Genomic DNA, 25,015 nt, shown 5'->3' on the forward strand with positions numbered 1-25,015 from the left:
CGGTTAAAACCGGGGCCTTTTTTGTTAGACGAAAATTATTACTGACTGCATACCATCAACAATTAGATCACCATCGGTGTTCCACATCCGCATGACCTGAGAGCTGTAGCCGTCATGTCCAGCTGTCAATTGATGTTCCATCAACCACCATCCATCGCGAGTATGAATATCTTCGGAGAGCACGTTGAAAATCCAGTTCATTGACGAGTTGTTTCCCGGCTTCTTCAATGTCGGGAATATGGCCGGTGGCAATAGGTCCGCAATCGCGATCAACCCTTCGATCCTATCGCGCATATCGGCATCATTATGGCGCGCCCAAACCTTCACATAGCCACGCTCTGCACCAGCAAATGGCCGCGCCCCGTCGATCAATCGAACGTCGAAGTTCTCAAGAAATGCGATGGGAAGTTTTGGCAAATCTGGCGGGAAATAGTGTTCTGTGATCTCTGGCTGTATCTCTGCCTTAGCCGGATGTTCGAACGCCACATGGCTGTCCTGTGCCTTGCCAAACGTAAATGTCCCAAGTGCGGCTGTATTCCCCTCAATCCTTGCTCGTGTATTGATCGTTGTGACATTCCGCCCATTGCGAAGCACCTCGGTTTCGATCAGCGGAGGTGAACCGATGGGCGCGGTAAAATTGATCAGGGCCGAGCGTAATGGCGGCAGAACATCGATCGCATTTCTCGCAGCAGCCAGCAGCAAGGCAGACGAGAAGCCGCCATATGTTGTGCGGCCTTGCATCCAGTTTGGCGGCACCGGAAACTGCAGCATCCCGTTCAACCGATCTGAACTGGCAAGGACTTGGGAAAGGCTGAGTTTAGTCATCGATCTCACACCGGATATGCTTCGATTGGAACTTACCCCGCTCTTACCGTTGTGCCAGATGAAATCTCACGTCACATGATCCTGATTTCAGTGTTTGTTCGCAGATCCCGAAATCGCGCTGATCGCGGGGGACAGCAGCTTGGTTGCCACCGGTATCAGCGCCAGCCCATAGGCCAGACCGAATACACCATCCATCGTCGCCTTCGCGATCCACTTTACCGCGCCTGCCCATTGTTCAGACACAGCATGACTCGCAGCATTTGCCCAGTCGTAAATGTGATGGCCCAGCCAGCCAAAGCTCAGGACCTCCATACCGTGGATCATAATCGACCCGCCGACCCACAGCATGGCAGCAGTACCAACGATAGATAGAACTTTCATGACAACGGGCATCGCTTTGACTAGGCCCCTTCCCGTTCCACGCCCTATCGGCGTCGGAGCGTTTTGCGCCAGGAACAGCCCGACATCATCCATTTTCACGATCAGAGCGACCGAGCCATAAACGGCGACGGTGACCCCAACGCCCACCACGGCCAGCGTCGCGGCTTGCATCCACACATTCGGCGCTTCAATGGCCGCCAAAGCGATGGTCATGATTTCAGCAGACAGGATAAAGTCAGTCTTGATCGCACCCTTCACCTTTTTTTCTTCCAGATGGCCAGGATCAGGATTTTTCATATCTTCGTCTATCACATGGCTCCCATGTGGAAACAGGACGTGAAAAATCTTCTCGGCCCCCTCGAAACACAGATATGAACCACCGAGCATAAGCAGCGGTGTGATCAACCAAGGCGCAAAATTGGCTAGTAGCAATGCCACTGGCAACAACAGAATGATCTTGTTGAAAATCGATCCGCGCGCGATGCGCCAGATGATCGGCAGTTCCCGCGCTGGGGCAAAACCCTGAACGTATTTGGGCGTCACGGCCGCATCGTCAATGATCACACCCGCAGTCTTGGCCCCAGCCTTGCCGGCAGCGGCCACCACATCGTCCACCGAAGCCGCCGCGACCTTTGCAATGCCCGCCACGTCGTCCAACAGGGCCAACAGACCACTCATCGCGCTTCCTTTCCATTCATCTGTTCGATCGGACCCTACCTGATCCAACGGCTAGCGCAAGCGTTAGCGCAATCGGCGCAGGTTTGCGCTAACACCTTAAAAATATGCCATTTTTGCCCTTTTGAGATTCAATATTCGCGGCTATATGGCCTGCAACGCAAGCGCATTTTTGGAGACGTCGGATGACCATCAAGGTCGGTATCAATGGTTTTGGCCGCATCGGCCGCTGTACTCTGTCGCACATCGCCGCATCGGCGCGCAACGACATCGAAGTGATCAAGGTCAACGCCACCGGCCCGCTGGAAACCTCGGCGCATCTGTTGAAATACGACAGCATCCATGGACGTTTCCCACGCGACGTTTCGGTCGAAGGCAACACCATGGATCTGGGTCGCGGCCCGATGGAGATGTTCTCGACCTACGATATGAACGAGCTGGACTGGGAAGGCTGCGATGTCGTTCTGGAATGCACCGGTAAATTCAACGACGGCCTGAAAGCCAAAACCCATCTTGAGCGCGGCGCTGGTAAGGTTCTGCTGTCGGCTCCCGGCAAAAATGTCGACAAGACCATCGTATTTGGTGTGAACCACAACAGCCTGACCGCAAACGACAATATGGTGTCGAACGGTTCTTGCACCACCAACTGCCTTGCTCCGCTTGCCAAGGTTCTGGACGAAGGTATCGGCATCGAGCATGGCATCATGACCACGATTCACGCCTATACCGGCGACCAACCGACGCTGGACCGTCGCCACAGCGATCTTTATCGCGCCCGCGCTGCCGCCATGTCGATGATCCCGACGTCCACTGGCGCCGCTGCAGCACTGGGAGAGGTTCTGCCGAACCTCAAAGGGCGACTGGACGGCTCGGCCATCCGCGTGCCTACCCCGAATGTTTCGGCCGTTGACCTGTCTTTCCGCGCCTCGCGCGACGTCACTGTCGAAGAGGTCAACGCCATCGTCGAAGAGGCAGCGAAAGGCCCGATGCAGCGCGTTCTAGGGTATGAGCCCGCGCCGCTGGTTTCGACCGATTTCAACCACACCGAAGAAAGCTCGATCTTTGCGCCGGATCAGACCCGAGTTGTCGACAACCGAATGGTGCGCGTATTGGCATGGTATGACAACGAATGGGGATTCTCGGTGCGTATGGCGGATGTCGCCGTCGCGATGGGCCGCCTTAACTGACCCTTCGCACATCGCTTGTACCTTTATGCCCGCTCAGGTTATCTGAGCGGGCATTTACGTTCAGGGCGCAGAAATGACAAATCAAATCGCCATCTGGCTTGGAATCCTAATTCTGGGCGGTCTGATGCTGGACGTGGCACTATTCGGCACCGAACACCTGCTGTTCCTGGGCAAGAAGCTCTACGATTTCCTGGATTGGCTCGCCTTCTGGCGCTGACAGAGGTTTTTCTTGACTTTCGCGCCAATCTGGCTTTGTTAGCGCTAACCATCTATGGACCATGTTCTGACGGAGCGCATTATGACACTCAAGCTGGCAATCAATGGATTTGGACGGATCGGGCGCGGCGTTCTTCGGGCCGTCATGGAATCCGGACGTACTGATGTTGAAATCATCGCAATCAACGATCTGGCAAAGCCCGAAATGAACGCACATCTGTTCGAGTTCGACAGCGTGCATGGACGCTATTCCAATCCCGTAACTCTGACTGATGCAGGTCTGGATGTGGGTGCTGGGCCCATCCGGCTGACCAGCGAGCGTGATCCCGAAGCACTGGACTGGTCTGATGTGGATGTGGTTCTGGAATGCACCGGTGTTTTCCGGACCCGTGAAGCAGCTGAGCGGCACCTGAAAAACGGATCAAAGAAAGTATTGATCTCGGCCCCTGCCCGTGGCGACGGCGGCGTGAAGACAGTCGTGTTCGGCGTGAACGATCATGAGCTAACCGCCGACGATATCGTTGTTTCCAATGCTTCGTGCACCACCAACTGCCTGTCGCCGGTCGCGGCGGCTTTGGACGCAGGACTGGGCATCAAACACGGCAACATGACCACGGTTCATGCCTACACGGCCAGCCAACCGGTTCACGACACTGCGGGCAAAGACCCCTACCTGTCGCGCGCAGCAGCGCTGTCGATGATTCCAACGACAACCGGCGCGGCGTCTGCAGTGGGTCTGGTATTGCCACAACTGGCCGGAAAGCTGACCGGGCAAGCCATTCGCGTGCCTACGCCCAATGTCTCAGTCGTTGATCTGGTCGCAGAGGTTTCGCGGCCGACGACCGAAGAAGAGGTCAATGCTCTATTCGTAGAAGCCGCCGCGAAAATTCCCGGCGTATTGGCTGCCGAGAATCGCCCGCTGATATCGATCGATTTCAACCACGACTCACACAGCTCGACCGTTTCGCTGGCTGAAACCAAAGTAACCGACGGCACGCTGGTGCGCGTCCTCGCTTGGTACGACAACGAATGGGGCTTCTCGAACCGGATGCTTGATACGGCAGCCGCGATGGGCGCGCTATCCTAACCGCTCGCGCAGAGCGTCGTTGACGCGGGGCGTGACGAATTTCGACACGTCCCCATTCAATCTGGCGATTTCCTTGACCAATTTTGAGGCGATAGCCTGATGCCGGGCTTCGGCCATCAGGAAGACCGTTTCTATTGAGTCGTCCAGCGCACGGTTCATGCCAACCATCTGGAATTCATACTCGAAATCCGCAACCGCCCGCAGTCCGCGCACTATGATCTGAGCGCCCACATCGCGGGCGCAATCGATCAGCAGGTTTTCAAACGGATGCGCGACAATCTCGGTGCCAGTCTGCTCGGTTAGATGGGCGCATTCGGCCTCGATCATCGCGACACGTTCTTCCAAAGAAAACAGCGGGCCCTTGTCCCGGTTGATAGCAACACCAATGACGAGCTTATCCACCAGCGCAGCCGCGCGGCGAATAATGTCTATATGACCCATGGTGATAGGGTCGAAAGTACCGGGATATAATCCAACCCGCATTGGGCTCTCCAGCGCAACAATATTTCTGCGCAAGCAAACATAACTTTGCCGCAGGTGCAAGAGGCTGAAACAGCCCCCGCGTTCAGTGCCCCATGATCATGCCCTCAAGCGCGTCTTTTTCCATAGCAAGTTCAGCCAGTTGCGCCTTGACCGCATCACCCAGCGTAACGATGCCGACCAGTTTGCCATCTTCCAATACAGGCATGTGGCGAAATCGACCTTCGGTCATCTGGGACAGGATAGACTCAACAGTATCCTGCTGGCTGGCGGTCACAAGTTGCTTGGTCATATAGTTGCTAACGGGTTTATCCAAGCATCCGCTGCCGCTGGCAGCCAACTCGCGAACAATGTCTCGTTCGGATAAAATGCCCGCTGCCGTCTGCCCCCCATCCTCGGAAATGACCACAGTACCAATCCGCTTTTCCGCAAGAATCTCGGCAGCCTGAGAAACGGATGCCGTTGGCTCGACCGTCTCCACACCGCCGCTGGCCTTGGATTTGAGAATGGCCTGTACAAGCATAAGCGAAAACCTCCGGAATTACGTACTGTTTTCCAAAGCGTTGCCGGAATGTGTGAATGTGTCAAGGTGAAGCTTCGCGCTCAAGCCGCGCTACTTCGTCCCGTATTCCGCGCGTCAACGCCTCGGCAAAGCGGTTCAACCGCTCATTGCGCTGATCGCCCTGATGGCGGACCAGATAGAACCCCCGGGTCAGACTGACCTGATCCGTCAGGATTTTCTGCAATCCCCGATGGAACGGCAATGTGAAATCATGTGCCACGCAGACCCCTGTTCCCAGCGAAACTTGTCGCAGCTGAACGGAAACAGAGTTTGATGCAAGCGCGACACGTTCAACACCAATGTCGTTGAGATAGTCCAGCTCGCGGTCGAAAATCATGTCCGGAATATAGCCTATCATCCGATGCCCTTTTAGATCCTCGATGGATCGAATTTCGGCGTGACGACTCAGGTATTCCTTCGTTGCGACCATATGCAGCCGATAGTCGGATATCTTCTGCACCAGCAGTTTCCCTGCGGTGGGCGCACTGACTGTTACCGCCATGTCGGCCTCTCGCCGGGATAGGTTGATGATGCGCGGCAACGCCAGGATCTGAATGTCGAGATCAGGATTGGCATCGCTGATCTTGGCGCAGACCTGTGGCAACAGGTAATTGGCACTACCATCCGGGGCACCAATTCGGATCTGACCGCTTAGCGATTTGGCAGAGCCTGACATGACACCAGTCGCTGCACGCATAGCTTCTTCCGCCTGCAGCCCATGCTCCATCAGGCGTTGTCCTGCAGTCGTCAACACATAGCCCTGCTGTGATTTCGTGAACAACACCGCGTCCAATGCCGCTTCGAGCCGCGCGATTCTGCGCCCGACAGTCGCCGGGTCTATCTTGAGAACCCGCCCCGCACCCGAAAGGCTTTCATCGCGCGCGACCGCCAGAAATACCCGCAAATCATCCCAATTCGGCGTCATGCTCTACCCTTTGCATTTTTGCAAAACTGATTTGAAATATTGCCTCTGTTCAGGTGATTTTCGCAAGTCTATTCTTCGCGCAACTTAATCCGGAGGAGTTTGCAATGCAGAACCTGACCCATTTCATCAACGGCGAAAATGTCGCTGGCACATCTGGCCGCTTTGACAATGTATTCAACCCAGCAACGGGTGAAGTGCAGTACCAATGCCCGATGGCCAGTGTCGCCGAGACCACCGCTGCGATCGAAGACGCTGCAGCAGCTCAGGTCGCTTGGGGCGCAACCAACCCGCAGAAGCGCGCGCGCGTTATGATGGCGATGGTTGGCTTGATGAACCGCGACATGGACAAGCTGGCCGAGGCTCTCAGCCGCGAGCACGGTAAAACCATCCCGGACGCCAAGGGTGATCTGCAGCGTGGTCTGGAAGTGATAGAATACTGCATCGGCGCGCCCCAGATGCTGAAAGGTGAGTTCACCGACAGCGCGGGCCCGGGCATCGATATGTATTCGATGCGTCAGCCACTGGGCGTGGTCGCTTCGATCATGCCATTCAACTTCCCTGCAATGATGCCGCTTTGGCACGTCGGCCCGGCACTGGCCTGCGGCAACGCAGTTGTTCTGAAACCGTCCGAGCGCGACCCCTCTGTTCCATTGATGCTGGCAGAGCTGTTTGTCGAAGCTGGTCTGCCCAAGGGCGTGTTCCAAGTCGTAAACGGTGACAAAGAGGCCGTGGACACCCTGCTGGACAGCGAAATCATTCAGGGCGTGTCGTTCGTGGGTTCAACCCCGATCGCGCAGTACATCTATGCTCGTGCAACCGCCAACGGCAAACGGGCGCAGTGTTTCGGTGGAGCCAAGAACCACATGATCGTTATGCCTGACGCCGATCTGGATCAGGCTGCTGATGCGCTGGTCGGTGCAGGTTTCGGCGCGGCTGGCGAACGCTGCATGGCAATCTCGGTGGCCGTGCCTGTGGGCGAAGAAACCGCAGACGCACTGATCGAAAAGCTGATCCCTCGCGTGGAGAAGCTGAAAGTTGGCCCCTACACAGCGGGCGACGACGTAGACATGGGGCCAGTTGTTACTGCCGCCGCGAAAGAGCGTATCCTTGGCCTGATCAACTCGGGCGTTGAGCAGGGCGCGAAGCTGGTTGTCGACAACCGCGACTTCAGCCTGCAGGGCTATGAGGATGGCTTCTTTGTCGGCCCGCACCTGTTCGACAACGTCACACCCGAGATGGACATCTACAAGCAAGAGATCTTTGGCCCGGTCCTGTCGACCGTACGCGCAGGTTCCTACGAAGAGGCGCTGAAACTGGCGATGGATCATGAATACGGCAACGGCACTGCGATCTTCACCCGCGACGGTGATACGGCGCGTGACTTTGCCAGCCGTGTGAACATCGGCATGGTCGGCATCAACGTTCCGATCCCGGTTCCGCTGGCCTACCACACTTTTGGCGGCTGGAAGAAATCGATGTTCGGCGACCTGAACCAGCACGGTCCGGACAGCTTCAAGTTCTACACCCGCACCAAAACAGTGACATCGCGCTGGCCGTCGGGCATCAAGGAAGGTGGCGAGTTCAACTTCAAAGCGATGGACTGATCATTCAGCTTACAAATCAGGAAACCCGGCCCTACATGGGTCGGGTTTTTTCGTGCCTGCGCCAGTTGCTGCCTGATCGCCTACCTCACAAGAAATTCAGAGGTCGCCCTCTGGAAAAAGCAGGCATTCACTAATATTTTATCGGTAATTCAACTATCCGAGCAGCTCATAACTCCCTGGAGGCAACCTTGTCCCAAAATCGTTTTACCCGTCGTCACGCCCTTTTGGGCGCTGCATCGCTGATTGCGGCCCCTGCTATCGTGCGTGCTCAAAGCACTGATGCTTTCCCACAGACCGAGGAAGCAATCAGCACGCAGCTTCCAGTACGTCGTAACGTTTCCTCGTTCTCGCAACAGAATTGGCAGGATCACTTTGACGAGTTGGGCGTCGGCGCATTGTTGGCCGATATCACCAGCCGGGCTGTTCATTACTGGGGGCCGGATGGAACCTACAAGCTGTACCCCAGTTCTGTCCCGATGAGCGAAGAGCTGACCAAGCGCGGCTATACCAAAGTCACACGCAAGGCGGAGAACCCAAGCTGGACACCAACCCCATCAATGCGCGAGCGCGATCCCTCGTTGCCAATTCGCATGGAGGGTGGTGAACCTGGAAACCCATTGGGAACTCGCGCTATGTATCTTGGCTGGCCTGCCTACTTGGTTCACGGCACCTATGATACTCGCAAGATTGGACGTCAGAGCTCGTCCGGCTGTATCGGTCTTTATAACCAGCACGTTGAAGAGCTGTATCCGCTGGTAAAGGTCGGCACTCAGGTACGTTTGGTCTAAACGGCGAGTTTCTACACGAAACACAAAAAAGCCCCGTCCATCAGGAACGGGGCTCTTGTTTTCGTGAAGGTGGTAGATTTATTCGGGAATGATCACTTCGTCGACAACGTGAATGACGCCGTTGCTGGCTTCGATGTCGGCCTGCACAACTTTGGCACCATTAACTTTCACGCCATTTTTTGCGTTCACGCTTAGTCGGTCGCCTTGCACGGTCAGAACCTTCGCGCGCTTTCCGGCAATGTCGCCGGACATCACTTTGGCTGGCACGACATGGTAGGTCAGGATCGACACCAACTGGTCCTTGTTTTCTGGCAGAAGTAGGGTTTCAACAGTGCCTTCAGGCAGAGCTGCAAAAGCCTCATCCGTGGGTGCAAAGACGGTGAAGGGCCCATCGCCTTTCAGCGTATCAACCAGGCCCGCGGCCTGAACGGCAGCAACCAGGGTGTTGAAAGACCCGGCAGCAACTGCGGTATCTACGATATCAGCGGCCTGTGCCTTGACGGGCAGTGCAAGTGCAAATGCGGCGGCAGCGCCCATGAATGTGCGGCGGAACATGGCTGTTAACTCCTCTCCAGCTTGTTATGGAAAGGGTTACGGGCCTGGGTTCGAACCGGATCACACAGAAATCAATTTTCTTTGAGCTGAACCCAGATGCTCTGCGCACGGCCCTCTTCTAGAAACGGCAGCGCTGCGACGGCGTCGGGGCGATCCTGCTGCAGGTAATATCCGGGCCAAAGCATTGAATAGAAACCGGATTGCAGCAAGGCGTGCAACATGTACTGCTCACCCCATCCTGGGCAGTCATAGAAGAACCGTTTGGGATATTCATAAGGCAGAAAAACATCGTGGACATGAATGACAACGCCGGGTTTCAGCGCCGGAATGATCCGACAGAATAGATGGGCGACATCGTTGCTCATCCGAACCACATGGCTTGAATCGATGAACAGAACATCCCCAGCCTCAAGCTGATCGAACAGCGCGGGATCTACTTCTTCCAGTCGCTTCTGCTCAAACTGATCGACGACATGGGCGATATCTGCGCGCGGGTACGGATCAATTGCCGTGATCGTCGTATCCAAACCACCATCTATGATCGCCTGCCGCGTCACGCGGGTAGAGTTCCCGCAGCCGACCTCGATCACGCGCTTGGGCTGAAAGCGGCGGATCATCAGGTAAAGCGCATCCGCATCCGGGCTATCGTAATATCCGTTGCCGGTGTAATAACCGGTTTGGTTTCGCGCCGGGTCCTTCAACGCAGCAAGCTCATCGGCATGGCGCGTATACTCTTTGATCAGTTGCGCGATATCGAATCCGTCCATTCCCGGCGACAGGGCATAAGCGGGCCTGGTCAATCCCCCTGCCCGTTCGAACGCTTCCAGCCGCGCCCGTTCATCCTGTTCCGTAACCTTGTCGATCAGCTTGACGCCCAACTCATCTAGGGCTGCATTGATCTGCGGAAATTTTCTGGGTTTCACGAGGACGGCTCCACATTACGTTGCGCCCGCTCTTTACCTGTGCACGCAGGACTTCCGCAAGAACCGACAGGCCAAACCCTTGGCAAAACGCTAATTTCCGTATTCACTGATGTGAATTGACCAACGAGGGCCGCCATGCAGCAGGAATTCACGATCGGCATTGAAGAGGAATACCTGCTGGTCGATCAAGACAGTCTGCAGCTCGCCGAGGCGCCCGCAGCATTGATGGAAGCTTGTCAGGCAGATTTCGAAGGCCAGGTCAGCCCGGAATTTCTGCAGTGCCAGATCGAAGTCGGGACCCGCCCACATGCTACGATCAGATCGGCGCGCGAAGATCTAAAGCGCCTGCGTTCTTGTGTTTCAAAACGTGCAGCCGAGTATAATTTGGCTCCGATCGCGGTCTCTTGCCACCCGTTTGCGAACTGGAAAGACCAGCACCACACACGGAAAGAGCGCTACGACGCCCTGCAGCATGCTTTGGGCGGCGTGGCGCGGCGGATGCTGATCTGCGGAATGCATGTGCATGTGGGCGTCGAAGATCAAGCCTTGCGCGCCGACCTGGTACCCCAGCTTTCTTACTTCCTGCCCCATCTGCTGGCGTTGTCGACCTCGTCTCCTTATTGGAACGGCGAAGATACCGGGCTTTCCTCCTATAGGCTCACCGTGTTCGACAATCTGCCCCGGACCGGTCTGCCCCCGGTGTTCAGCAGTTGGGGCGAATACGAACGCACCACCGGCGTGCTGGTCGAACTCGGCGTGATCGAGGACACCTCTAAAATCTGGTGGGACCTACGTCCATCTCACCGGTTCCCTACCCTAGAAACACGCATCATGGACGTACAGCCAAGGCTTGAACATACGCTTTCGCTTGCAGCGCTAGTGCAGGCGCTGACCCGGATGCTGTGCCGCCTGAAAGACCGCAATCTTCGTTGGCGGCAATATGATAAGTTTCTGATCGGCGAAAACCGTTGGCGCGCGCAGCGCTACGGTGTGGGCGAAGGTCTGATCGATTTCGGTGATCGCTCAATCAAGCCGATGGCTGAACTGATCGGAGAGCTGATGGGCATGTTGGCCGAAGACACCGAGGCATTGGGCACCATGACCGAACTCGCCCGCCTTCGGCAGATCGCAGAAAATGGCACCTCCGCCACCCGCCAACGCCGTGTTTACGCTGAAGCTTTGGCGCGCGGGGATGATCCGGGCATGGCGGTGGTCAAGCACCTGATCGAGGAATTTCACGCCGACCTGTAAAGTCAAATCGCCGCCAAAATCTCCTTGATCCGGTCCGCTACGGGTTCATACAAATCGCGATCCGTCCAGTATCCGTTATGCGAAAGCGGGTTCCACGACGTAAAGATTTTGCCCGCATTGATCGGCTTATCCTTCAAGGCCCCACTTTGAGCGAGCTGTTCATAGCTTGGCGCGCTTTTGCCCAAAGGAAAACCCAAAACATCATGCTTGTCATAGTAGTTTCGCCACCAGGTCGAAAACTGCAACGCAGGCGGCAGCGCGCGGTTCGGGGCCATGATCGGAAAAATCTCATTCTCGGGATATGCGAACAGAAAAATCGGAATATTGCACCCAAACGTCACGAGGCCAGCAACGGTTTTCATGTTTTCAACATCTGTCGGGTGAACCGGTGAACCACCCTGGCGCAGATGTCTTTGCATGTCATAAATATAGTTCGACATTATGTGCCCACCCAGCGAATGCGCCAGGATCAGTACAGGCCCCTGTGGTCCGACCTGGTATTTGACGACCCCCATCACATTCTCGATTTTCTTGTGGATCGCCTCATAGATCTTATCGCCATCATCCGGAGTTGGTCGGTAAGAAGCAGCATCCGACAGATTGCACACTACAAACTCGCGCAGCTTGTCGTATCCTAGGCTGCGGTTGACCTTACGCAGATATGCCTTTTGCCGCCCTTGCAGGATCTGTGCCCAGACCACCTCGTGCCAGATCACATCATCCATATCCGCGCCGACCCGGTTCGAAACGCGTCGTTTCAGCCCTTTGGAAAACGTTGGGGTCGTGGATGGGGGCTGGTTCTGAGGATTGTACTGGCTGCCCATGCCGTGAATCGCGATAACAGCAAGCTTGTGTGACGACATAAGAATACTCCGTAATGATCAAGAAAGCAGAATTCCCGCAGTATACCTCACCGTCCAGAAATCCCCTAAATCGCCGGGTTTGCCGTCATTGAAAAATTTCTGTAAGGATTGAAGAATAAAACGCTCGTTCAATTCTATAGCCATCAGGAAGCACACGTCATGGATTTCGCGCTGACCGAAGAACAAACGGCCATTTTCGACATGGCCTACGCCTTTGGCCAAGACCACATCGCCCCCTTCGCGCGTCAGTGGGAAGCAGACGGAACCATCCCCAAAGAGCTTTGGCCCAAAATCGGCGAACTAGGATTTGGTGGACTTTATGTCTCGGAAGAGGCTGGCGGTTCGGGTTTGACGCGATTGGATGCGACACTGGTGTTCGAAGCGTTATCGATGGCCTGCCCCTCGGTCGCGGCGTTCCTGTCGATTCACAACATGTGCGCCAAAATGCTGGACAGCTTTGGCAGTGACGATCTGAAGTACCGCATTATGCCAAGTATCCTCAGCCTCGAAACCGTCCTCAGCTACTGCCTGACGGAACCCGGATCGGGATCGGACGCTGCGGCGCTGAAAACGCGCGCTGAACGGACCAATGAAGGCTTCACGCTCAACGGCACAAAAGCGTTCATTTCCGGCGGCGGCTATTCGGATGCCTATGTCTGCATGGTGCGCACGGGTCAGGACGGTCCCAAGGGGATCTCGACGGTATATGTCGAAGACGGCACGCCGGGCCTGAGTTTCGGTGGTCTGGAACAGAAAATGGGTTGGAAAAGCCAGCCAACCGCGCAAGTTCAGTTTGACGATTGCAAAATTCCATCCGGCAATCTGGTCGGAGCTGAAGGCGACGGTTTCAAATACGCGATGATGGGGCTGGACGGTGGCCGCCTGAACATCGCCTCCTGCTCGCTGGGGGCAGCTCAGAACGGTCTGGACATGACGTTGCAGTATATGTCCGAGCGCAAGGCCTTTGGACAATCGATCGATCAGTTTCAAGCGCTGCAGTTCCGACTGGCAGATATGGAGATTGAGCTACAGGCGGCGCGCACATTCTTGCGTCAGGCAGCGTGGAAACTTGATCAGGGCGCACCGGACGCCACAAAATTCTGTGCGATGGCCAAGAAATTCGTAACAGAAACCGGATCGAAGGTTGTGGATCAGTGTCTGCAATTGCACGGCGGATATGGCTATCTGGCGGATTATGGCATCGAGAAACTGGTGCGGGATCTGCGCGTGCACCAAATTCTGGAAGGCACGAACGAGATCATGCGCGTGATCGTTGCGCGCCAGATGCTCTCCAATCGCTGAGGTCTTTGATGTCCGATATCGACATTCGCACCACAGGCCGTGCCGGGCGCATCACGCTGACACGACCACACGCCCTGAACGCCCTTAGCTATGAGATGTGCATGGCCATCGATACCGCTCTGCGCAACTGGCGTGAGGATGATCAAGTCGATCTGATCATTCTCGATGCCGAAGGCGACAAAGCCTTTTGCGCTGGCGGAGATATTGCCGAGCTTTATGCGACCGGCACCAAGGCGGACTATGCTTATGGCCAAACGTTTTGGCGCGACGAATACCGCCTGAATGCCTTGATTTTTGAGTACTCAAAACCAGTGGTCAGCTTCCTGCAAGGTTTCACCATGGGTGGCGGGGTTGGCATCGGGTGCCATGGCAGCCATCGAGTGGTTGGAGAAAGCTCAAAGATCGCGATGCCGGAATGCTCAATCGGGCTGGTTCCTGATGTGGGCGGATCGCTGATGTTGGCGCTGGCGCCGGGGCGTTTGGGCGAGTATCTGGGTACCACCGGCCACCGCATGGGGCCCGGAGATGCGATCTATGCCGGGTTTGCCGACCATTTCATTCCCCAAGAGCATTGGGCGGGGCTGATAGACCAGTTGGAAGCCTCTGGACGGGCGGAACTGGTGGATGAGCATGCAGTGCCCGCACCGGATAGCCCCTTGGCTGAAATGCAGGGCGAGATCGACAGGCTATTCAGCGGAGAAAGCCTTGGCGATATCCTGAACAGCTTGCGCAGCGATGACACAGAATTTTCGACGAAAATTCTCGGCACACTGCAGCGAAACTCTCCTATCTCCATGGCTTGTGCTGTCGAGATGTTGCATCGGCTGCGCGGAACCAACCTGACATTGCAAAAAGCGCTGGATCTGGAGTACCGGTTTACCTATCGCGCGATGGAGCATGGCGATTTTCTGGAAGGCATTCGCGCCCAGATCATCGACAAGGATCGCAACCCGAATTGGCAGTTTGCAGATTTGGATGTGCCTGCCGTCGCAGTGTCCAAGATGCTGCAGCCGCTCGGTGCGGATGCTTTAAGCTTTTCAGAGGAGTAAGGGATGAAAATCGCATTCATAGGGCTTGGCAACATGGGCGGCCCGATGGCGGCCAATCTGGCGCGCGCGGGCCATGACGTCATCGGCTTTGATCAAGTTGATGTCGCCATCGAAGGCGTGGCCATGGCGTCTTCCGGCGCTGCCGCTGCTTCGGAAGCCGACGTGGTTATCACCATGCTTCCCAACGGGCAAATTCTGCGCGCTGTGGCTGATGAAGTTGTCCCTGAAATGCAAGATGGCGCGGTTCTGATTGACTGCTCTACGGTCGATGTCGACAGCGCCCGCGCGGTGGCGCAGCAAGCTGCTCAGGCTGGTCTGCTATCAGTTGATGCACCTGTATCCGGCGGGATTGGTGGGGCCGCTGCAGGCACTTTGACCTTTATGGCCGGTGGATCTGACGCAGCTTTTGCCAAGGCGGCTCCGTTATTTGAAATCATGGGGCAAAAAGCGGTTCACTGCGGTGAAGCTGGCGCGGGTCAGGCCGCCAAAATCTGCAACAACATGATCCTCGGCGTGACGATGATCGCGACCTGCGAGGCATTTGCGCTTGCTGATAAATTGGGACTGGACCGGCAAAAGATGTTCGATGTGGTCAGCACCTCGTCAGGGTACAGCTGGACAATGAACGCCTATTGCCCTGCCCCAGGCGTTGGACCCGAAAGCCCATCCGACAATGACTATACCCCTGGTTTCGCCGCCGAGCTGATGTTGAAAGATCTACGCCTCAGCCAACAGGCCGCCGAAAGTGCGAATGCCGATACGCCCATGGGACAGGTTGCGACAAAGCTCTATGAATCGTTTGTCGAACACGAAGATGGCTTGGGGCGCGATTTCAGCGCCATGCTGCCACGTTTTGAGAAGCGGTCCAGAGACTGAACAACCTCAGAACGCAGCGCTCTACGAAGCAACAGAGAAGAAAATTCGCAGCATTTTCTTCTCTCGCTCTGTTCCTATTCGGCAGCTACGGCTTGCCCATCCAGCATTGGCTTCAGATAACGCCCAGTGTGGCTACGCTCACATTCAGCGACGTCTTCGGGCGTACCCTCAGCCACAATCTGACCTCCGCCATCGCCACCTTCCGGGCCAATGTCGATTATCCAGTCGGCGGTTTTTACGACATCGAGATTATGTTCGATAACAACAACAGTATTTCCTTGGTCGACCAGTTCATGCAGGACTTCCAACAGCTTACGCACGTCCTCGAAATGCAGACCCGTTGTGGGTTCGTCCAGAATATACAGCGTTCGACCCGTTGATCGCTTGCTCAGTTCTTTAGAGAGCTTTACACGCTGCGCCTCACCACCGGAGAGCGTGGTCGCCTGTTGACCAACTTTGATGTAGCCGAGCCCAACGCGAGCCAAGGCATCCATCTTGTCGCGGATCGATGGCACCGCTTTAAAGAATTCCTGCGCATCTTCCACTGTCATATCAAGTACATCCGCGATGGACTTACCCTTGAACTTGATCTCAAGCGTCTCACGGTTGTATCGCGCGCCTTTGCAGGTTTCGCAGGTGACATAAACATCAGGCAGAAAGTGCATCTCGATCTTGATGACGCCATCACCCTGACACGCTTCGCACCGGCCGCCTTTGACGTTAAAGCTGAACCGCCCGGGCTTGTATCCACGCGCTTTGGCTTCTGGCAACCCGGCAAACCAGTCTCGGATCGGGGTGAAAGCCCCGGTGTAAGTCGCTGGATTTGAACGTGGAGTCCGGCCAATGGGTCGCTGGTCTATGTCGATCACCTTGTCCAGATGCTCAAGCCCTTTGATCGTTTCACAGGGCGCCGGTGTCTGGCGAGCGCCGTTCAACCGCATCGAGGCGGTTTTGAACAAAGTCTCAATCGTCAGCGTTGATTTTCCACCGCCAGACACACCGGTCACACAAACAAATTTTCCGAGCGGAAATTCGGCCGTCACGTTCTTGAGGTTGTTTCCCGTCGCCTTAACAACGGTCACTTTCTGCTTCTTACCCTTTCGCCGCTCAACCGGCACCGGGATCTCGCGTGTCCCCGAAAGATATTGGCCGGTGATCGAGGCCGCATCGCCGGCGATATGCTCGGGCGTACCGTGGCTGACCACCTGTCCCCCATGCACTCCTGCACCGGGACCGATATCAAACACATAATCCGCCTCGCGAATGGCCTCTTCGTCATGTTCAACGACGATGACCGTGTTGCCCTGGTCACGCAAATTCTTAAGCGTTCCCAGCAGACGATCATTGTCGCGTTGGTGCAGACCAATCGATGGCTCGTCGAGCACATACAATACCCCTGTCAGGCCCGAGCCGATCTGGCTCGCCAGACGGATACGCTGACTTTCACCTCCGGACAGGGTGCCACTTGAACGAGACATCGTAAGATACTCTAATCCAACATTATTCAAAAAACCCAACCGCTCGCGAATTTCCTTGAGAATTGCGCGCGCGATCTCGTTCTTTTGTGCGCTCAGATGATTTGGGGCATCCTCGACCCAGGCCAACGCCTCGCGGATCGACATTTCGACGACCTGTCCAACGTGCAAACCCGCAATTTTGACGGCCAGCGCCTCAGCACGCAGCCGATACCCTTCGCACGTGCCGCAGGGTCGGTTGTTTTGATAGCGCTCGAATTCTTCGCGAATCCAAGCGCTGTCAGTCTCGCGATAGCGGCGCTCCATGTTGGGGATGACGCCTTCAAAGCTTCGGGTAACCTGATAGACGCGGCCACCTTCATCATAACGGAACTGGATCTCTTCATCACCAGACCCGCGCAGAAACACCTGCTGGACTTTCTTGGGCAAGTCCTTCCAGGGAGTGTTCTTGTCAAACTCGTAATGTCGCGCGATAGCTTCGATCGTTTGCAGAAAATAGGGTGATTTACCCTTCCGCCAGGGCGCAAGCGCCCCGTCATAGAGTTTCAATGTCTGGTCCGGCACGACCAGACGTTCATCAAAAAACAGTTCGACCCCAAGCCCGTCGCAATCGGGGCAAGCCCCAAAGGGCGCGTTGAATGAGAACAGGCGCGGCTCGATCTCGGGGATGGTGAACCCACTGACCGGGCAGGCAAAATTCTCACTGAATGTGATGCGTTCCGGGTCGCCCTCCTTCGGTGCGGTTTCGAGGATTGCGATCCCGTCCGCCAGATCCAGTGCGGTCCTTAGGCTGTCGGCCAGGCGTGTTTCCATGCCCTCTCGTACCACCAGACGATCGACAACGACGTCGATATCGTGGCGGAACTTCTTGTCCAGCGTCGGCGGCTCATCCAATTCATAGAACTCACCATCTACCTTGACGCGTTGAAAACCCTGCTTGCGCAGCTCAAGGAACTCTTTCCGATATTCACCTTTCCGATCACGAACGATGGGGGCCAGCAGATAGCCGCGTGTGCCCTCCTCCATCGTCATGATCCGGTCGACCATGTCCTGCACCTGCTGTGCCTCAATCGGCAATCCTGTGGCCGGGCTGTAAGGCGTACCAGCACGGGCAAAGAGCAAGCGCAGATAGTCGTAGATCTCGGTTACGGTGCCCACGGTCGAACGCGGGTTTTTTGAGGTCGTCTTCTGCTCGATCGAAATCGCGGGGCTTAGTCCGCTAATGTGATCCACATCGGGCTTCTCCATCATATCGAGGAACTGGCGCGCATAGGCCGACAGGCTTTCGACATAGCGGCGCTGCCCTTCGGCATAGATCGTATCAAATGCCAAAGAAGACTTACCCGAGCCCGACAGGCCAGTGATCACCACCAGCTGATCCCGTGGGATGTCGACATCAATGCTCTTGAGGTTATGCTCGCGCGCACCGCGCACCTCGATATTCTTCAGCTCAGCCATTCAGGCCCCCAACAACCAACGTCACTCAGAGATAGGCGAGAGCGGCTGAGTCTCCAACCAAAAAATTAGAACAAAGTAAGAACAGGCGATTTTTCGACACTCGGCTTAAGCACTGGTTTTCTTAGCCAGAGCCCATGCGCAGATTGGAAAATCGGGATCGTTCTCCAAATTGTCTGTCTCAGGGTCATAAACAGGAGGCCATTCAAGTTCGAGATTGCGCAAAGCGGCATGCCGATTGCCCCACTGTTCGGCCCGGATGAGATCCGGGTCGAACCCACACTCAGTGAGCAGGTTTTTCAATCCGCGCGCAGACCAGCGCGAACAGTCATGCGGAGCAGCGTGAAACGGAATGAAGAACGGGACGGCCAGCCAGAAATACCCTCCGGGCCTTAGCATCTCTAGCACGTTCAGCGTGGCTTCAACCGGGCGATCCAAGTGCTCCCACACCTGATTGGCCAAAACCAGATCGACCTTTCGCACCTGCTGTTGTTTGTTCAGAACGGGTCCGGTGCAGATATCATGTTGCTTATGCCAAATCTGTTCATAGCTGCAAAATCCAAATTGCTTACCCCACGAACCAGAAATCTCAATGACATCAAGTGTTTCCGGCTTCAGGCCGCGGACCCACTGCCGGCTGCGCCGTGCCATGATAACTCGATTTAGACTGGTCACTGCTTGCCCCTGATGTTTTGCAGGCAATAAATCATAAGATCAGTAAGATGTCGGCACAAAAAAACGCCCACAAGGGCGTATGACTTTCTAAATCGAAGGAAAATGGCGCGGTTGACGGGGCTCGAACCCGCGACCCCCGGCGTGACAGGCCGGTACTCTAACCAACTGAGCTACAACCGCGCATTTAGGGTCTATGTGCGATCCGTTTGCCCGGATCAAAGGCTGGCAGCGATGGCGCGGTTGACGGGGCTCGAACCCGCGACCCCCGGCGTGACAGGCCGGTACTCTAACCAACTGAGCTACAACCGCCCACTGCCCGTTCATCTCTGAACGTTGGGGTGTATTATGGCTACACCCCGGCATCGTCAAGCGGCGTTTTCAAGTTTTTTGCTCGAACCTGATTTTTTCCGATCTATACGACTTGGCGGGCAATGTGTGAAAACCGGATTTCGTCTGACGCGCTGCAATTTGAACGCTTTGAACTTGCGGCGAAACACAAGCCGCTGTATCAAACGCCGCTATGGGTGATTAGCTCAGTGGTAGAGCGCTTCGTTCACATCGAAGATGTCAGGAGTTCAAATCTCTTATCACCCACCATATTATTCAAATGCTTATGCGGCATAGTTGAAGCGTTTTGGAGCCATTTGGTTCAACGCTGCGAGCACAATGCTGTCATCCTCCGACATACACGCCGGATTTAGGACGATAAAAAACCTTTTGGTCATGCAGACGCCCCAGAAGGTCGTGTGCCTTGCGCACAAAGTCTTCACGGGTTTCCCTTTCTTCTACCCTCTCGTCAACAGGGCCATTCGATCTGGAAGCTATGGCATGACGCATGGCCTCTTCGATTATATCCATATCTTCGACCGAAAGCTCGAACATATCATTGTACAGAGGCATCCTGGGTTCTCCTACCTTGGCACAGACGACCAGCGTGCCTCATGTTCCGAGTCGATTCCACTTCAAATACCTATTGCCGGCGATCGCGTTTCGAAGAACACGCCCAGCAGGATTTAGAAGATGAATCGGTCAGACCTCGTTTTCGCGATTTTTCTGCATGATATGTGGTGCTTGCCATGTTTCCCGTGGCCTGCTTATCCTGATGTCATAGCCACCAATAAGGCACCCCTCTTTGGGCGAGAAATAACATGGCGAAACTGAAGCGGGAAATTGGCCTGGTCGGCCTGACCTTCATTTCGGTTGGAGGAATCATTGGGTCAGGCTGGCTTTTCGGCCCCCTGCTCGCCGTGCAACACGCAGGCCCCGCCGCGGTTCTTTCTTGGATTATTGGCGCCGTTGCGATGTTCATACTGGCAATAACCTTCGCCGAGATTTCAGCGATGTTACCTATCCCAGGCGGAATCGCACGCGTCCCTCAGTTCTCACACGGCAACATCGTGTCGATGGCGATGGGATGGACGGCCTGGATTGGCTACAACACCACCGCTCCGATCGAAGTTGAAGCCATGCTTAAATACCTCGCACCCTACGCGTCATGGCTCCACGCCGCAGATACCGGCGAACTGACCGGCGCTGGTGTTTCGGTCGCCTTGCTGTTCATGTTGCTGTTCGTCGCTGTGAACGCACTAGGCGTGAAATTTTTTGCACAGGTAAATGCAACGCTGACCTGGGCCAAGATTGCCATTCCGATAGTTTTGTCCGTGTTGTTGATCGCGACCCGCTTTGACGTGCAGAATTTCTCCGCACCTGACGGATTCGCCCCCTACGGCCTGAAAGGCATCATGGCCGCAGTATCAACCGGTGGAGTGATCTTTTCCTTTATAGGTTTCCGACATGTTGTTGATATGGCGGGAGAAGTTCGAAACCCAAAATTCGACATCCCGGCTGCTCTGGTTCTGTCCATTGTATTATGTGCCCTGATCTACCTTGGATTACAGGTGGCCTTTATCGGCGCGCTTGATCCCACAATGATCCGCGATGGCTGGGCGAGTCTCAGCTTCGGTGGGCAAGGTCCGTTGGATGGCGTCATCATGTCCGTCGGGATATTGTGGTTCCTCAGCTTGCTGAACGTCGGGTCGGTCATCGGCCCGTTTGGCAATGGGTTGGTTGCAACTGGATCGAACGCCCGTATCGCTCTGGCCCTGTCGCAAAACGGGTTCCTGCCGAAACGTTTGCAGATCTTGTCATCGTTCGGAGTACCGCTTTGGGCCTTGGCTCTCAACTTTCTGATTGGCACTCTGTTTTTACTGACGGTCCCGTTCGCAACCGTAATCGCCCTGAACGGGGCCGCCATTGTGCTTTCATTCGCGGTCGGCCCAATCGCCGTGGTGTGCTTACGCGATCTGATGCCTGACCGCCCGCGCTCAATCCGTATTCCCGCCGTCAAACTTGTCGGGCTCACGGCCTTCGCGATCTCAACCCTGATCGTCTACTGGAGCGGATGGGACACGGTCTGGAGGCTGGGAATTGCACTGCTCATCGGCATGGCGCTGCTGCTGATCCGCTTTCACAATCGGCTCGATGAAATGGACGCGACCGAGGCGCTTTGGCTGATGCCCTATTTCTGTGGTTTGGGGCTGATCTCCTACATGGGTCAGTTTGGAGAAGGCGCGCAAAAGCAGATCCCGTTTGGTTGGGACATTGTGCTGTGTGCGGCATTTTCGGCGGTGATTTTTGCGCTCGCCGTACGCTCGGCGCTGTCAGACAAAAAATTCCAAGCTTACATCGAAAACGAAGAGGTGCTGGACCCGACCAAACCTGTCATTGGACTTTGAACAAAAAAAGGCGGGGAATGACCCCGCCTTTCTAATTAATCTGTTTCAGGCTTAGTGGGCTGTTGCCGACGGTCCTGCCCCTTCGGCCGCCTTGGCGGCAGCGGCAGCGGCCTCTTCAGCGGCCTCATCCCACTCAATTGACTCGGGCTTACGTATCAACGCTTGCTCCAGTACTTCCGAGACGTGTTTGACCGCGATGATCTCCAGCCCTTCTTTCACGTTGTCGGGAATATCTGCCAGATCCTTTTCATTCTCTTCGGGAATGAGGACAGTCTTGATCCCGCCACGCAGGGCAGCCAGCAGTTTTTCTTTCAGCCCGCCAATCGGCATCGCGTTGCCGCGCAGCGAAACCTCGCCTGTCATGGCGATGTCCTTGCGCACAGGAATACCGGTCAGGACCGAAACAATCGAGGTCACCATAGCCAAGCCCGCAGACGGACCATCCTTTGGCGTCGCACCATCGGGCACGTGCACGTGGATATCGATTTTGTCGAACTGCGGCGGTTTAACCCCGATCTGAGGCGAAATTGATCGGACGTAAGACGACGCCGCGTCGATCGATTCCTTCATCACATCGCCCAGCTTACCAGTGGTCTTCATCCGCCCTTTGCCGGGCAGTTTCAGAGCCTCGATATGCAGCAGATCACCACCGACCGAAGTCCAGGCCAAGCCAGTGACTACACCAACCTGATCGTCCTGTTCAGCCAAGCCATAACGGAACTTGGGCACTCCAAGAAAATCATCCAGATTGTCGGGCGTCACCTTTACGGTCTCCGCCTCTTTCTTGATGATCTTGGTCAACGATTTCCGCGCCACTTTGGCGATTTCGCGTTCGAGGTTCCGCACACCCGCCTCGCGGGTATAGGTGCGGATGATCGATTGCAGCGCCTCATCGGTCAGCTCAAACTCCTTGGCTTTCAGACCATGGTTTTTGACCTGTTTGTCGATCAGGTGTTGCTTGGCGATCTCGCTCTTTTCCTCTTCGGTGTAACCGGCCAGCGGGATGATCTCCATCCGGTCTAGCAGAGGCCCAGGCATGTTGTAGCTGTTAGACGTGGTCAGGAACATCACGTTGGACAGGTCATATTCGACCTCAAGATAATGATCCATGAACGTGTTGTTCTGTTCCGGGTCCAACACCTCCAGCATCGCCGAGGCTGGATCGCCACGGAAATCCTGCCCCATCTTGTCGATTTCATCGAGCAGGATGAGAGGGTTTGTGGTTTTCGCCTTCTTCAGCGCCTGAATGATCTTGCCGGGCATCGACCCGATATAAGTCCGACGGTGGCCACGAATCTCAGATTCGTCGCGCACACCACCCAGCGAGATGCGAATGAATTCGCGCCCCGTGGCTTTTGCGACCGATTTACCCAGCGAGGTTTTACCCACACCCGGAGGGCCAACAAGGCACAGGATCGGGCCTTTCAGCTTTTTCGAGCGCTGCTGAACCGCCAGATATTCGACGATCCGCTCTTTGACTTTCTCAAGTCCATAATGATCGGCGTCCAGAATGTCCTGCGCGCGACCCAGATCCTTTTTGACGCGGGATTTGGTGCCCCACGGCAGTGACAAGATCCAGTCCAGATAGTTGCGCACAACGGTCGCTTCAGCCGACATGGGCGACATGTTCTTGAGCTTTTTCAGCTCACCCTCGGCCTTTTCGCGCGCCTCTTTCGACAGCTTGGTCTCGTTGATCTTGGCTTCCAGTTCGGCAACTTCGTTGCTGCCGTCCTCACCATCGCCAAGCTCCTTCTGAATGGCTTTCATCTGCTCATTCAGATAGTACTCGCGCTGCGTCTTCTCCATCTGGGATTTGACGCGGGTCTTGATCTTTTTCTCGACCTGCAGAACCGACATTTCGCCCTGCATCAGACCATAGACTTTCTCAAGCCGCTCGCTCACCGAGAGCGTCTCAAGCAGTTCCTGTTTCTGTTCAACCTCGATGCCCAGATGACCTGACACAAGGTCGGCCAACTTTGCAGGCTCGGTGGTTTCACCAACAGCAGCCAGCGCTTCTTCGGGGATGTTCTTGCGCACTTTTGCATAGCGCTCAAACTCGTCCGCGACGGTGCGCAACAGCGCTTCGGTCGTGGTGACATCGCCCGGAATCTCGGTCAGATACTCGGCGCGCGCTTCGAAAAACTGATCGTTTTCAAGGAATTCTGTGATCTGCACCCGCGCCTGCCCCTCGACAAGCACCTTCACGGTGCCATCGGGCAGTTTCAGCAGTTGCAGCACGTTGGCCAGAACGCCCGAGCGGTAGATACCGTCGATTTCCGGATCATCCTCACCAGGATCAATCTGGCTGGACAACAGAATTTGCTTGTCATCCTGCATCACCTCTTCCAGGGCACGGACCGATTTGTCACGGCCCACGAACAGCGGCACGATCATATGTGGGAAGACCACGATATCGCGCAGCGGCAGGACGGGGTATGAGGAATTCAGAGGCTCTTGCATGCTCTATCCTTATCATTGGCAAGACGGCGCTGGTCCCTGATTCAGGCAACCTTTGGCCATCTCCTGTCTTGGACGATAAAGGTGGGGCACCTGTTCCCCCATTTCAACCTCATCGTCATTTGTCGTGATGCAGCATGACCCGATGATTTGGGGACTTCAAGGCATCCGACAGACATATCCACCGATTTTAGCGAACCCAGCTTTAAAACGGGCAACAAATCATCCAGCGTGGATCAGAACACCCTCTGCTTAGCTCGCGACAAAAAGAAGCCATGACCGACTTCGTTTCTACATTCCAAGCCCTTTTTCGAGGAATGGCAGACGAACCCGCCAAACTCTCCGGTTACGCCGTAGTCTGCACGGTCAAATCCGTCCCGGTTATGGCTGACTGGTTGGCACAGCATGCGGACGGCGCCCGTATTGGTCATGAAAAAATCATGTCCCCAGTCCGACTGACAATCCGCCGGGCGCGGGAACGCAGGCGCACCACTCCGCTCAATTATGGTGCAAGACAGGTCCGAAACACTCGCCCCCTGCCCGACGACACACTGAATATTCTCGGACGGGGTTTCGAAGGTCCAGACATCCGCAAGAGATGTCGATGCGCAAAGAACGATTGCGAGAGAAACAATAAAGCGAGGCATTGAATCCTCCTGAACAAAACAA

At 55.6% G+C, this 25,015-nt stretch carries 23 protein-coding genes and 3 tRNA genes; 11 read left to right on the top strand and 15 right to left on the bottom strand.

Annotated elements, in window-relative coordinates:
* Positions 1-24: 24 nt before the first annotated feature.
* Entirely contained in the window at positions 25-825 is an 801-nt protein-coding gene (locus ACRZ96_RS03290) for a thioesterase family protein (protein ID WP_170421417.1), read from the bottom strand.
* A gap of 87 nt (positions 826-912) precedes the next feature.
* The gene (locus tag ACRZ96_RS03295; RefSeq protein WP_480704727.1) at positions 913-1,884 is read right to left on the bottom strand and encodes a DUF808 domain-containing protein; all 972 of its coding nucleotides are present in this window, start codon (positions 1,882-1,884) and stop codon (positions 913-915) included.
* Between the two features lie 182 nt (positions 1,885-2,066).
* On the opposite strand from ACRZ96_RS03295, the gene gap (ACRZ96_RS03300) reads away from it, so the two are divergent.
* The 3 genes from gap (ACRZ96_RS03300) (at position 2,067) to gap (ACRZ96_RS03310) (ending at position 4,371) form a co-directional block, all read left to right on the top strand.
* Positions 2,067-3,068 carry a type I glyceraldehyde-3-phosphate dehydrogenase gene (gene gap / locus ACRZ96_RS03300; protein WP_170393188.1) on the top strand — a complete coding sequence of 334 codons (1,002 nt, stop codon included), beginning with the start codon at positions 2,067-2,069 and terminating at the stop codon, positions 3,066-3,068.
* Between the two features lie 73 nt (positions 3,069-3,141).
* Positions 3,142-3,285 (top strand): hypothetical protein, encoded by a 144-nt coding sequence (locus tag ACRZ96_RS03305; protein ID WP_010439846.1) that lies wholly within the window; start codon positions 3,142-3,144, stop codon positions 3,283-3,285.
* An 81-nt stretch (positions 3,286-3,366) separates the two neighbouring features.
* On the top strand, positions 3,367-4,371 hold the full coding sequence (gap, locus tag ACRZ96_RS03310; RefSeq protein ID WP_170393189.1) for a type I glyceraldehyde-3-phosphate dehydrogenase: 1,005 nt from the start codon (positions 3,367-3,369) through the stop codon (positions 4,369-4,371).
* Here gap (ACRZ96_RS03310) and coaD read toward each other — a convergent pair.
* The 3 genes from coaD to ACRZ96_RS03325 all read right to left on the bottom strand — a co-directional run bounded on the left by coaD (position 4,363) and on the right by ACRZ96_RS03325 (position 6,338).
* The gene (coaD, locus tag ACRZ96_RS03315; RefSeq protein WP_480569583.1) at positions 4,363-4,854 is read right to left on the bottom strand and encodes a pantetheine-phosphate adenylyltransferase; all 492 of its coding nucleotides are present in this window, start codon (positions 4,852-4,854) and stop codon (positions 4,363-4,365) included. The genes gap (ACRZ96_RS03310) and coaD overlap by 9 nt on opposite strands.
* Before the next feature lie 82 nt (positions 4,855-4,936).
* Positions 4,937-5,374 (bottom strand): CBS domain-containing protein, encoded by a 438-nt coding sequence (locus ACRZ96_RS03320; RefSeq protein ID WP_170405529.1) that lies wholly within the window; start codon positions 5,372-5,374, stop codon positions 4,937-4,939.
* A 61-nt stretch (positions 5,375-5,435) separates the two neighbouring features.
* Positions 5,436-6,338, bottom strand: coding sequence for a LysR family transcriptional regulator (locus tag ACRZ96_RS03325; protein WP_170405527.1), 903 nt, complete (start codon positions 6,336-6,338; stop codon positions 5,436-5,438).
* Positions 6,339-6,442: 104 nt separating this feature from the next.
* Here ACRZ96_RS03325 and ACRZ96_RS03330 point away from each other — a divergent pair, with 104 nt between their 5' ends.
* Complete coding sequence (locus ACRZ96_RS03330; protein ID WP_170405524.1) at positions 6,443-7,942, top strand: CoA-acylating methylmalonate-semialdehyde dehydrogenase; 1,500 nt, start codon at positions 6,443-6,445, stop codon at positions 7,940-7,942.
* 188 nt (positions 7,943-8,130) lie between these two features.
* Entirely contained in the window at positions 8,131-8,730 is a 600-nt protein-coding gene (locus tag ACRZ96_RS03335) for a L,D-transpeptidase (RefSeq protein WP_170393194.1), read from the top strand.
* Positions 8,731-8,808: 78 nt separating this feature from the next.
* Here the strand turns inward: ACRZ96_RS03335 and ACRZ96_RS03340 are convergent, their stop codons facing one another.
* Positions 8,809-9,285, bottom strand: coding sequence for a fasciclin domain-containing protein (locus tag ACRZ96_RS03340; RefSeq protein ID WP_170393195.1), 477 nt, complete (start codon positions 9,283-9,285; stop codon positions 8,809-8,811).
* 71 nt (positions 9,286-9,356) lie between these two features.
* A complete protein-coding gene (locus ACRZ96_RS03345; RefSeq protein WP_170421403.1) occupies positions 9,357-10,208 on the bottom strand; it encodes a class I SAM-dependent methyltransferase in 852 nt (283 codons plus the stop codon).
* A 135-nt stretch (positions 10,209-10,343) separates the two neighbouring features.
* On the opposite strand from ACRZ96_RS03345, the gene ACRZ96_RS03350 reads away from it, so the two are divergent.
* Positions 10,344-11,459 (top strand): carboxylate-amine ligase, encoded by a 1,116-nt coding sequence (locus ACRZ96_RS03350; protein WP_170610460.1) that lies wholly within the window; start codon positions 10,344-10,346, stop codon positions 11,457-11,459.
* Positions 11,460-11,461: 2 nt separating this feature from the next.
* On the opposite strand, the gene ACRZ96_RS03355 is transcribed toward ACRZ96_RS03350, so the two are convergent.
* A complete protein-coding gene (locus ACRZ96_RS03355) occupies positions 11,462-12,322 on the bottom strand; it encodes a hypothetical protein (RefSeq protein ID WP_480704719.1) in 861 nt (286 codons plus the stop codon).
* A gap of 159 nt (positions 12,323-12,481) precedes the next feature.
* Between ACRZ96_RS03355 and ACRZ96_RS03360 the strand changes: the two genes are divergently transcribed.
* Genes ACRZ96_RS03360 through mmsB form a run of 3 tightly spaced genes read left to right on the top strand, consistent with a single transcriptional unit; the run spans position 12,482 to position 15,549 of the window.
* Positions 12,482-13,624, top strand: a complete 1,143-nt coding sequence (locus tag ACRZ96_RS03360) for an acyl-CoA dehydrogenase family protein (RefSeq protein ID WP_480704717.1) — start codon at positions 12,482-12,484, stop codon at positions 13,622-13,624.
* Positions 13,625-13,632: 8 nt separating this feature from the next.
* A complete protein-coding gene (locus ACRZ96_RS03365) occupies positions 13,633-14,673 on the top strand; it encodes an enoyl-CoA hydratase/isomerase family protein (RefSeq protein WP_480771412.1) in 1,041 nt (346 codons plus the stop codon).
* Between the two features lie 3 nt (positions 14,674-14,676).
* Positions 14,677-15,549, top strand: coding sequence for a 3-hydroxyisobutyrate dehydrogenase (mmsB, locus tag ACRZ96_RS03370; RefSeq protein ID WP_480814230.1), 873 nt, complete (start codon positions 14,677-14,679; stop codon positions 15,547-15,549).
* A gap of 74 nt (positions 15,550-15,623) precedes the next feature.
* On the opposite strand, the gene uvrA is transcribed toward mmsB, so the two are convergent.
* The 4 genes from uvrA to ACRZ96_RS03390 all read right to left on the bottom strand — a co-directional run bounded on the left by uvrA (position 15,624) and on the right by ACRZ96_RS03390 (position 19,463).
* Positions 15,624-18,482, bottom strand: coding sequence for an excinuclease ABC subunit UvrA (gene uvrA / locus ACRZ96_RS03375; protein WP_170800955.1), 2,859 nt, complete (start codon positions 18,480-18,482; stop codon positions 15,624-15,626).
* A gap of 105 nt (positions 18,483-18,587) precedes the next feature.
* On the bottom strand, positions 18,588-19,130 hold the full coding sequence (locus tag ACRZ96_RS03380) for a methyltransferase domain-containing protein (RefSeq protein WP_480459362.1): 543 nt from the start codon (positions 19,128-19,130) through the stop codon (positions 18,588-18,590).
* A gap of 127 nt (positions 19,131-19,257) precedes the next feature.
* Positions 19,258-19,334: transfer RNA gene (locus ACRZ96_RS03385), tRNA-Asp, on the bottom strand.
* A gap of 52 nt (positions 19,335-19,386) precedes the next feature.
* Positions 19,387-19,463: transfer RNA gene (locus ACRZ96_RS03390), tRNA-Asp, on the bottom strand.
* Positions 19,464-19,676: 213 nt separating this feature from the next.
* On the opposite strand from ACRZ96_RS03390, the gene ACRZ96_RS03395 reads away from it, so the two are divergent.
* Positions 19,677-19,751: transfer RNA gene (locus tag ACRZ96_RS03395), tRNA-Val, on the top strand.
* Between the two features lie 75 nt (positions 19,752-19,826).
* On the opposite strand, the gene ACRZ96_RS03400 is transcribed toward ACRZ96_RS03395, so the two are convergent.
* Positions 19,827-20,054 carry a hypothetical protein gene (locus ACRZ96_RS03400; protein ID WP_170393204.1) on the bottom strand — a complete coding sequence of 76 codons (228 nt, stop codon included), beginning with the start codon at positions 20,052-20,054 and terminating at the stop codon, positions 19,827-19,829.
* 248 nt (positions 20,055-20,302) lie between these two features.
* Between ACRZ96_RS03400 and ACRZ96_RS03405 the strand changes: the two genes are divergently transcribed.
* Positions 20,303-21,889: an APC family permease gene (locus tag ACRZ96_RS03405; RefSeq protein WP_480704709.1), complete on the top strand. Its 1,587-nt coding sequence runs from the start codon at positions 20,303-20,305 to the stop codon at positions 21,887-21,889.
* Between the two features lie 51 nt (positions 21,890-21,940).
* Here ACRZ96_RS03405 and lon read toward each other — a convergent pair whose 3' ends face one another.
* Together lon and ACRZ96_RS03415 are read right to left on the bottom strand one after the other, a co-directional pair.
* Entirely contained in the window at positions 21,941-24,349 is a 2,409-nt protein-coding gene (gene lon / locus ACRZ96_RS03410) for an endopeptidase La (RefSeq protein WP_170393206.1), read from the bottom strand.
* Positions 24,350-24,582: 233 nt separating this feature from the next.
* Complete coding sequence (locus tag ACRZ96_RS03415) at positions 24,583-24,993, bottom strand: DUF6636 domain-containing protein (protein ID WP_170393207.1); 411 nt, start codon at positions 24,991-24,993, stop codon at positions 24,583-24,585.
* Between the last annotated feature and the right edge of the window lie 22 nt (positions 24,994-25,015).

This window comes from Ruegeria sp. CF1 (genome assembly GCF_056537445.1).

Bases quoted from the DNA above. Each gene is read 5' to 3' on its own strand.
- ACRZ96_RS03290 (WP_170421417.1), bottom strand. From the start codon at position 825: ATGACTAAACTCAGCCTTTCCCAAGTCCTTGCCAGTTCAGATCGGTTG.
- ACRZ96_RS03295 (WP_480704727.1), bottom strand. From the start codon at position 1,884: ATGAGTGGTCTGTTGGCCCTGTTGGACGACGTGGCGGGCATTGCAAAG.
- gap (WP_170393188.1), top strand. From the start codon at position 2,067: ATGACCATCAAGGTCGGTATCAATGGTTTTGGCCGCATCGGCCGCTGT.
- ACRZ96_RS03305 (WP_010439846.1), top strand. From the start codon at position 3,142: ATGACAAATCAAATCGCCATCTGGCTTGGAATCCTAATTCTGGGCGGT.
- gap (WP_170393189.1), top strand. From the start codon at position 3,367: ATGACACTCAAGCTGGCAATCAATGGATTTGGACGGATCGGGCGCGGC.
- coaD (WP_480569583.1), bottom strand. From the start codon at position 4,854: ATGCGGGTTGGATTATATCCCGGTACTTTCGACCCTATCACCATGGGT.
- ACRZ96_RS03320 (WP_170405529.1), bottom strand. From the start codon at position 5,374: ATGCTTGTACAGGCCATTCTCAAATCCAAGGCCAGCGGCGGTGTGGAG.
- ACRZ96_RS03325 (WP_170405527.1), bottom strand. From the start codon at position 6,338: ATGACGCCGAATTGGGATGATTTGCGGGTATTTCTGGCGGTCGCGCGC.
- ACRZ96_RS03330 (WP_170405524.1), top strand. From the start codon at position 6,443: ATGCAGAACCTGACCCATTTCATCAACGGCGAAAATGTCGCTGGCACA.
- ACRZ96_RS03340 (WP_170393195.1), bottom strand. From the start codon at position 9,285: ATGTTCCGCCGCACATTCATGGGCGCTGCCGCCGCATTTGCACTTGCA.
- ACRZ96_RS03350 (WP_170610460.1), top strand. From the start codon at position 10,344: ATGCAGCAGGAATTCACGATCGGCATTGAAGAGGAATACCTGCTGGTC.
- ACRZ96_RS03355 (WP_480704719.1), bottom strand. From the start codon at position 12,322: ATGTCGTCACACAAGCTTGCTGTTATCGCGATTCACGGCATGGGCAGC.
- ACRZ96_RS03360 (WP_480704717.1), top strand. From the start codon at position 12,482: ATGGATTTCGCGCTGACCGAAGAACAAACGGCCATTTTCGACATGGCC.
- ACRZ96_RS03365 (WP_480771412.1), top strand. From the start codon at position 13,633: ATGTCCGATATCGACATTCGCACCACAGGCCGTGCCGGGCGCATCACG.
- mmsB (WP_480814230.1), top strand. From the start codon at position 14,677: ATGAAAATCGCATTCATAGGGCTTGGCAACATGGGCGGCCCGATGGCG.
- uvrA (WP_170800955.1), bottom strand. From the start codon at position 18,482: ATGGCTGAGCTGAAGAATATCGAGGTGCGCGGTGCGCGCGAGCATAAC.
- ACRZ96_RS03380 (WP_480459362.1), bottom strand. From the start codon at position 19,130: ATGGCACGGCGCAGCCGGCAGTGGGTCCGCGGCCTGAAGCCGGAAACA.
- ACRZ96_RS03400 (WP_170393204.1), bottom strand. From the start codon at position 20,054: ATGCCTCTGTACAATGATATGTTCGAGCTTTCGGTCGAAGATATGGAT.
- ACRZ96_RS03405 (WP_480704709.1), top strand. From the start codon at position 20,303: ATGGCGAAACTGAAGCGGGAAATTGGCCTGGTCGGCCTGACCTTCATT.
- lon (WP_170393206.1), bottom strand. From the start codon at position 24,349: ATGCAAGAGCCTCTGAATTCCTCATACCCCGTCCTGCCGCTGCGCGAT.
- ACRZ96_RS03415 (WP_170393207.1), bottom strand. From the start codon at position 24,993: ATGCCTCGCTTTATTGTTTCTCTCGCAATCGTTCTTTGCGCATCGACA.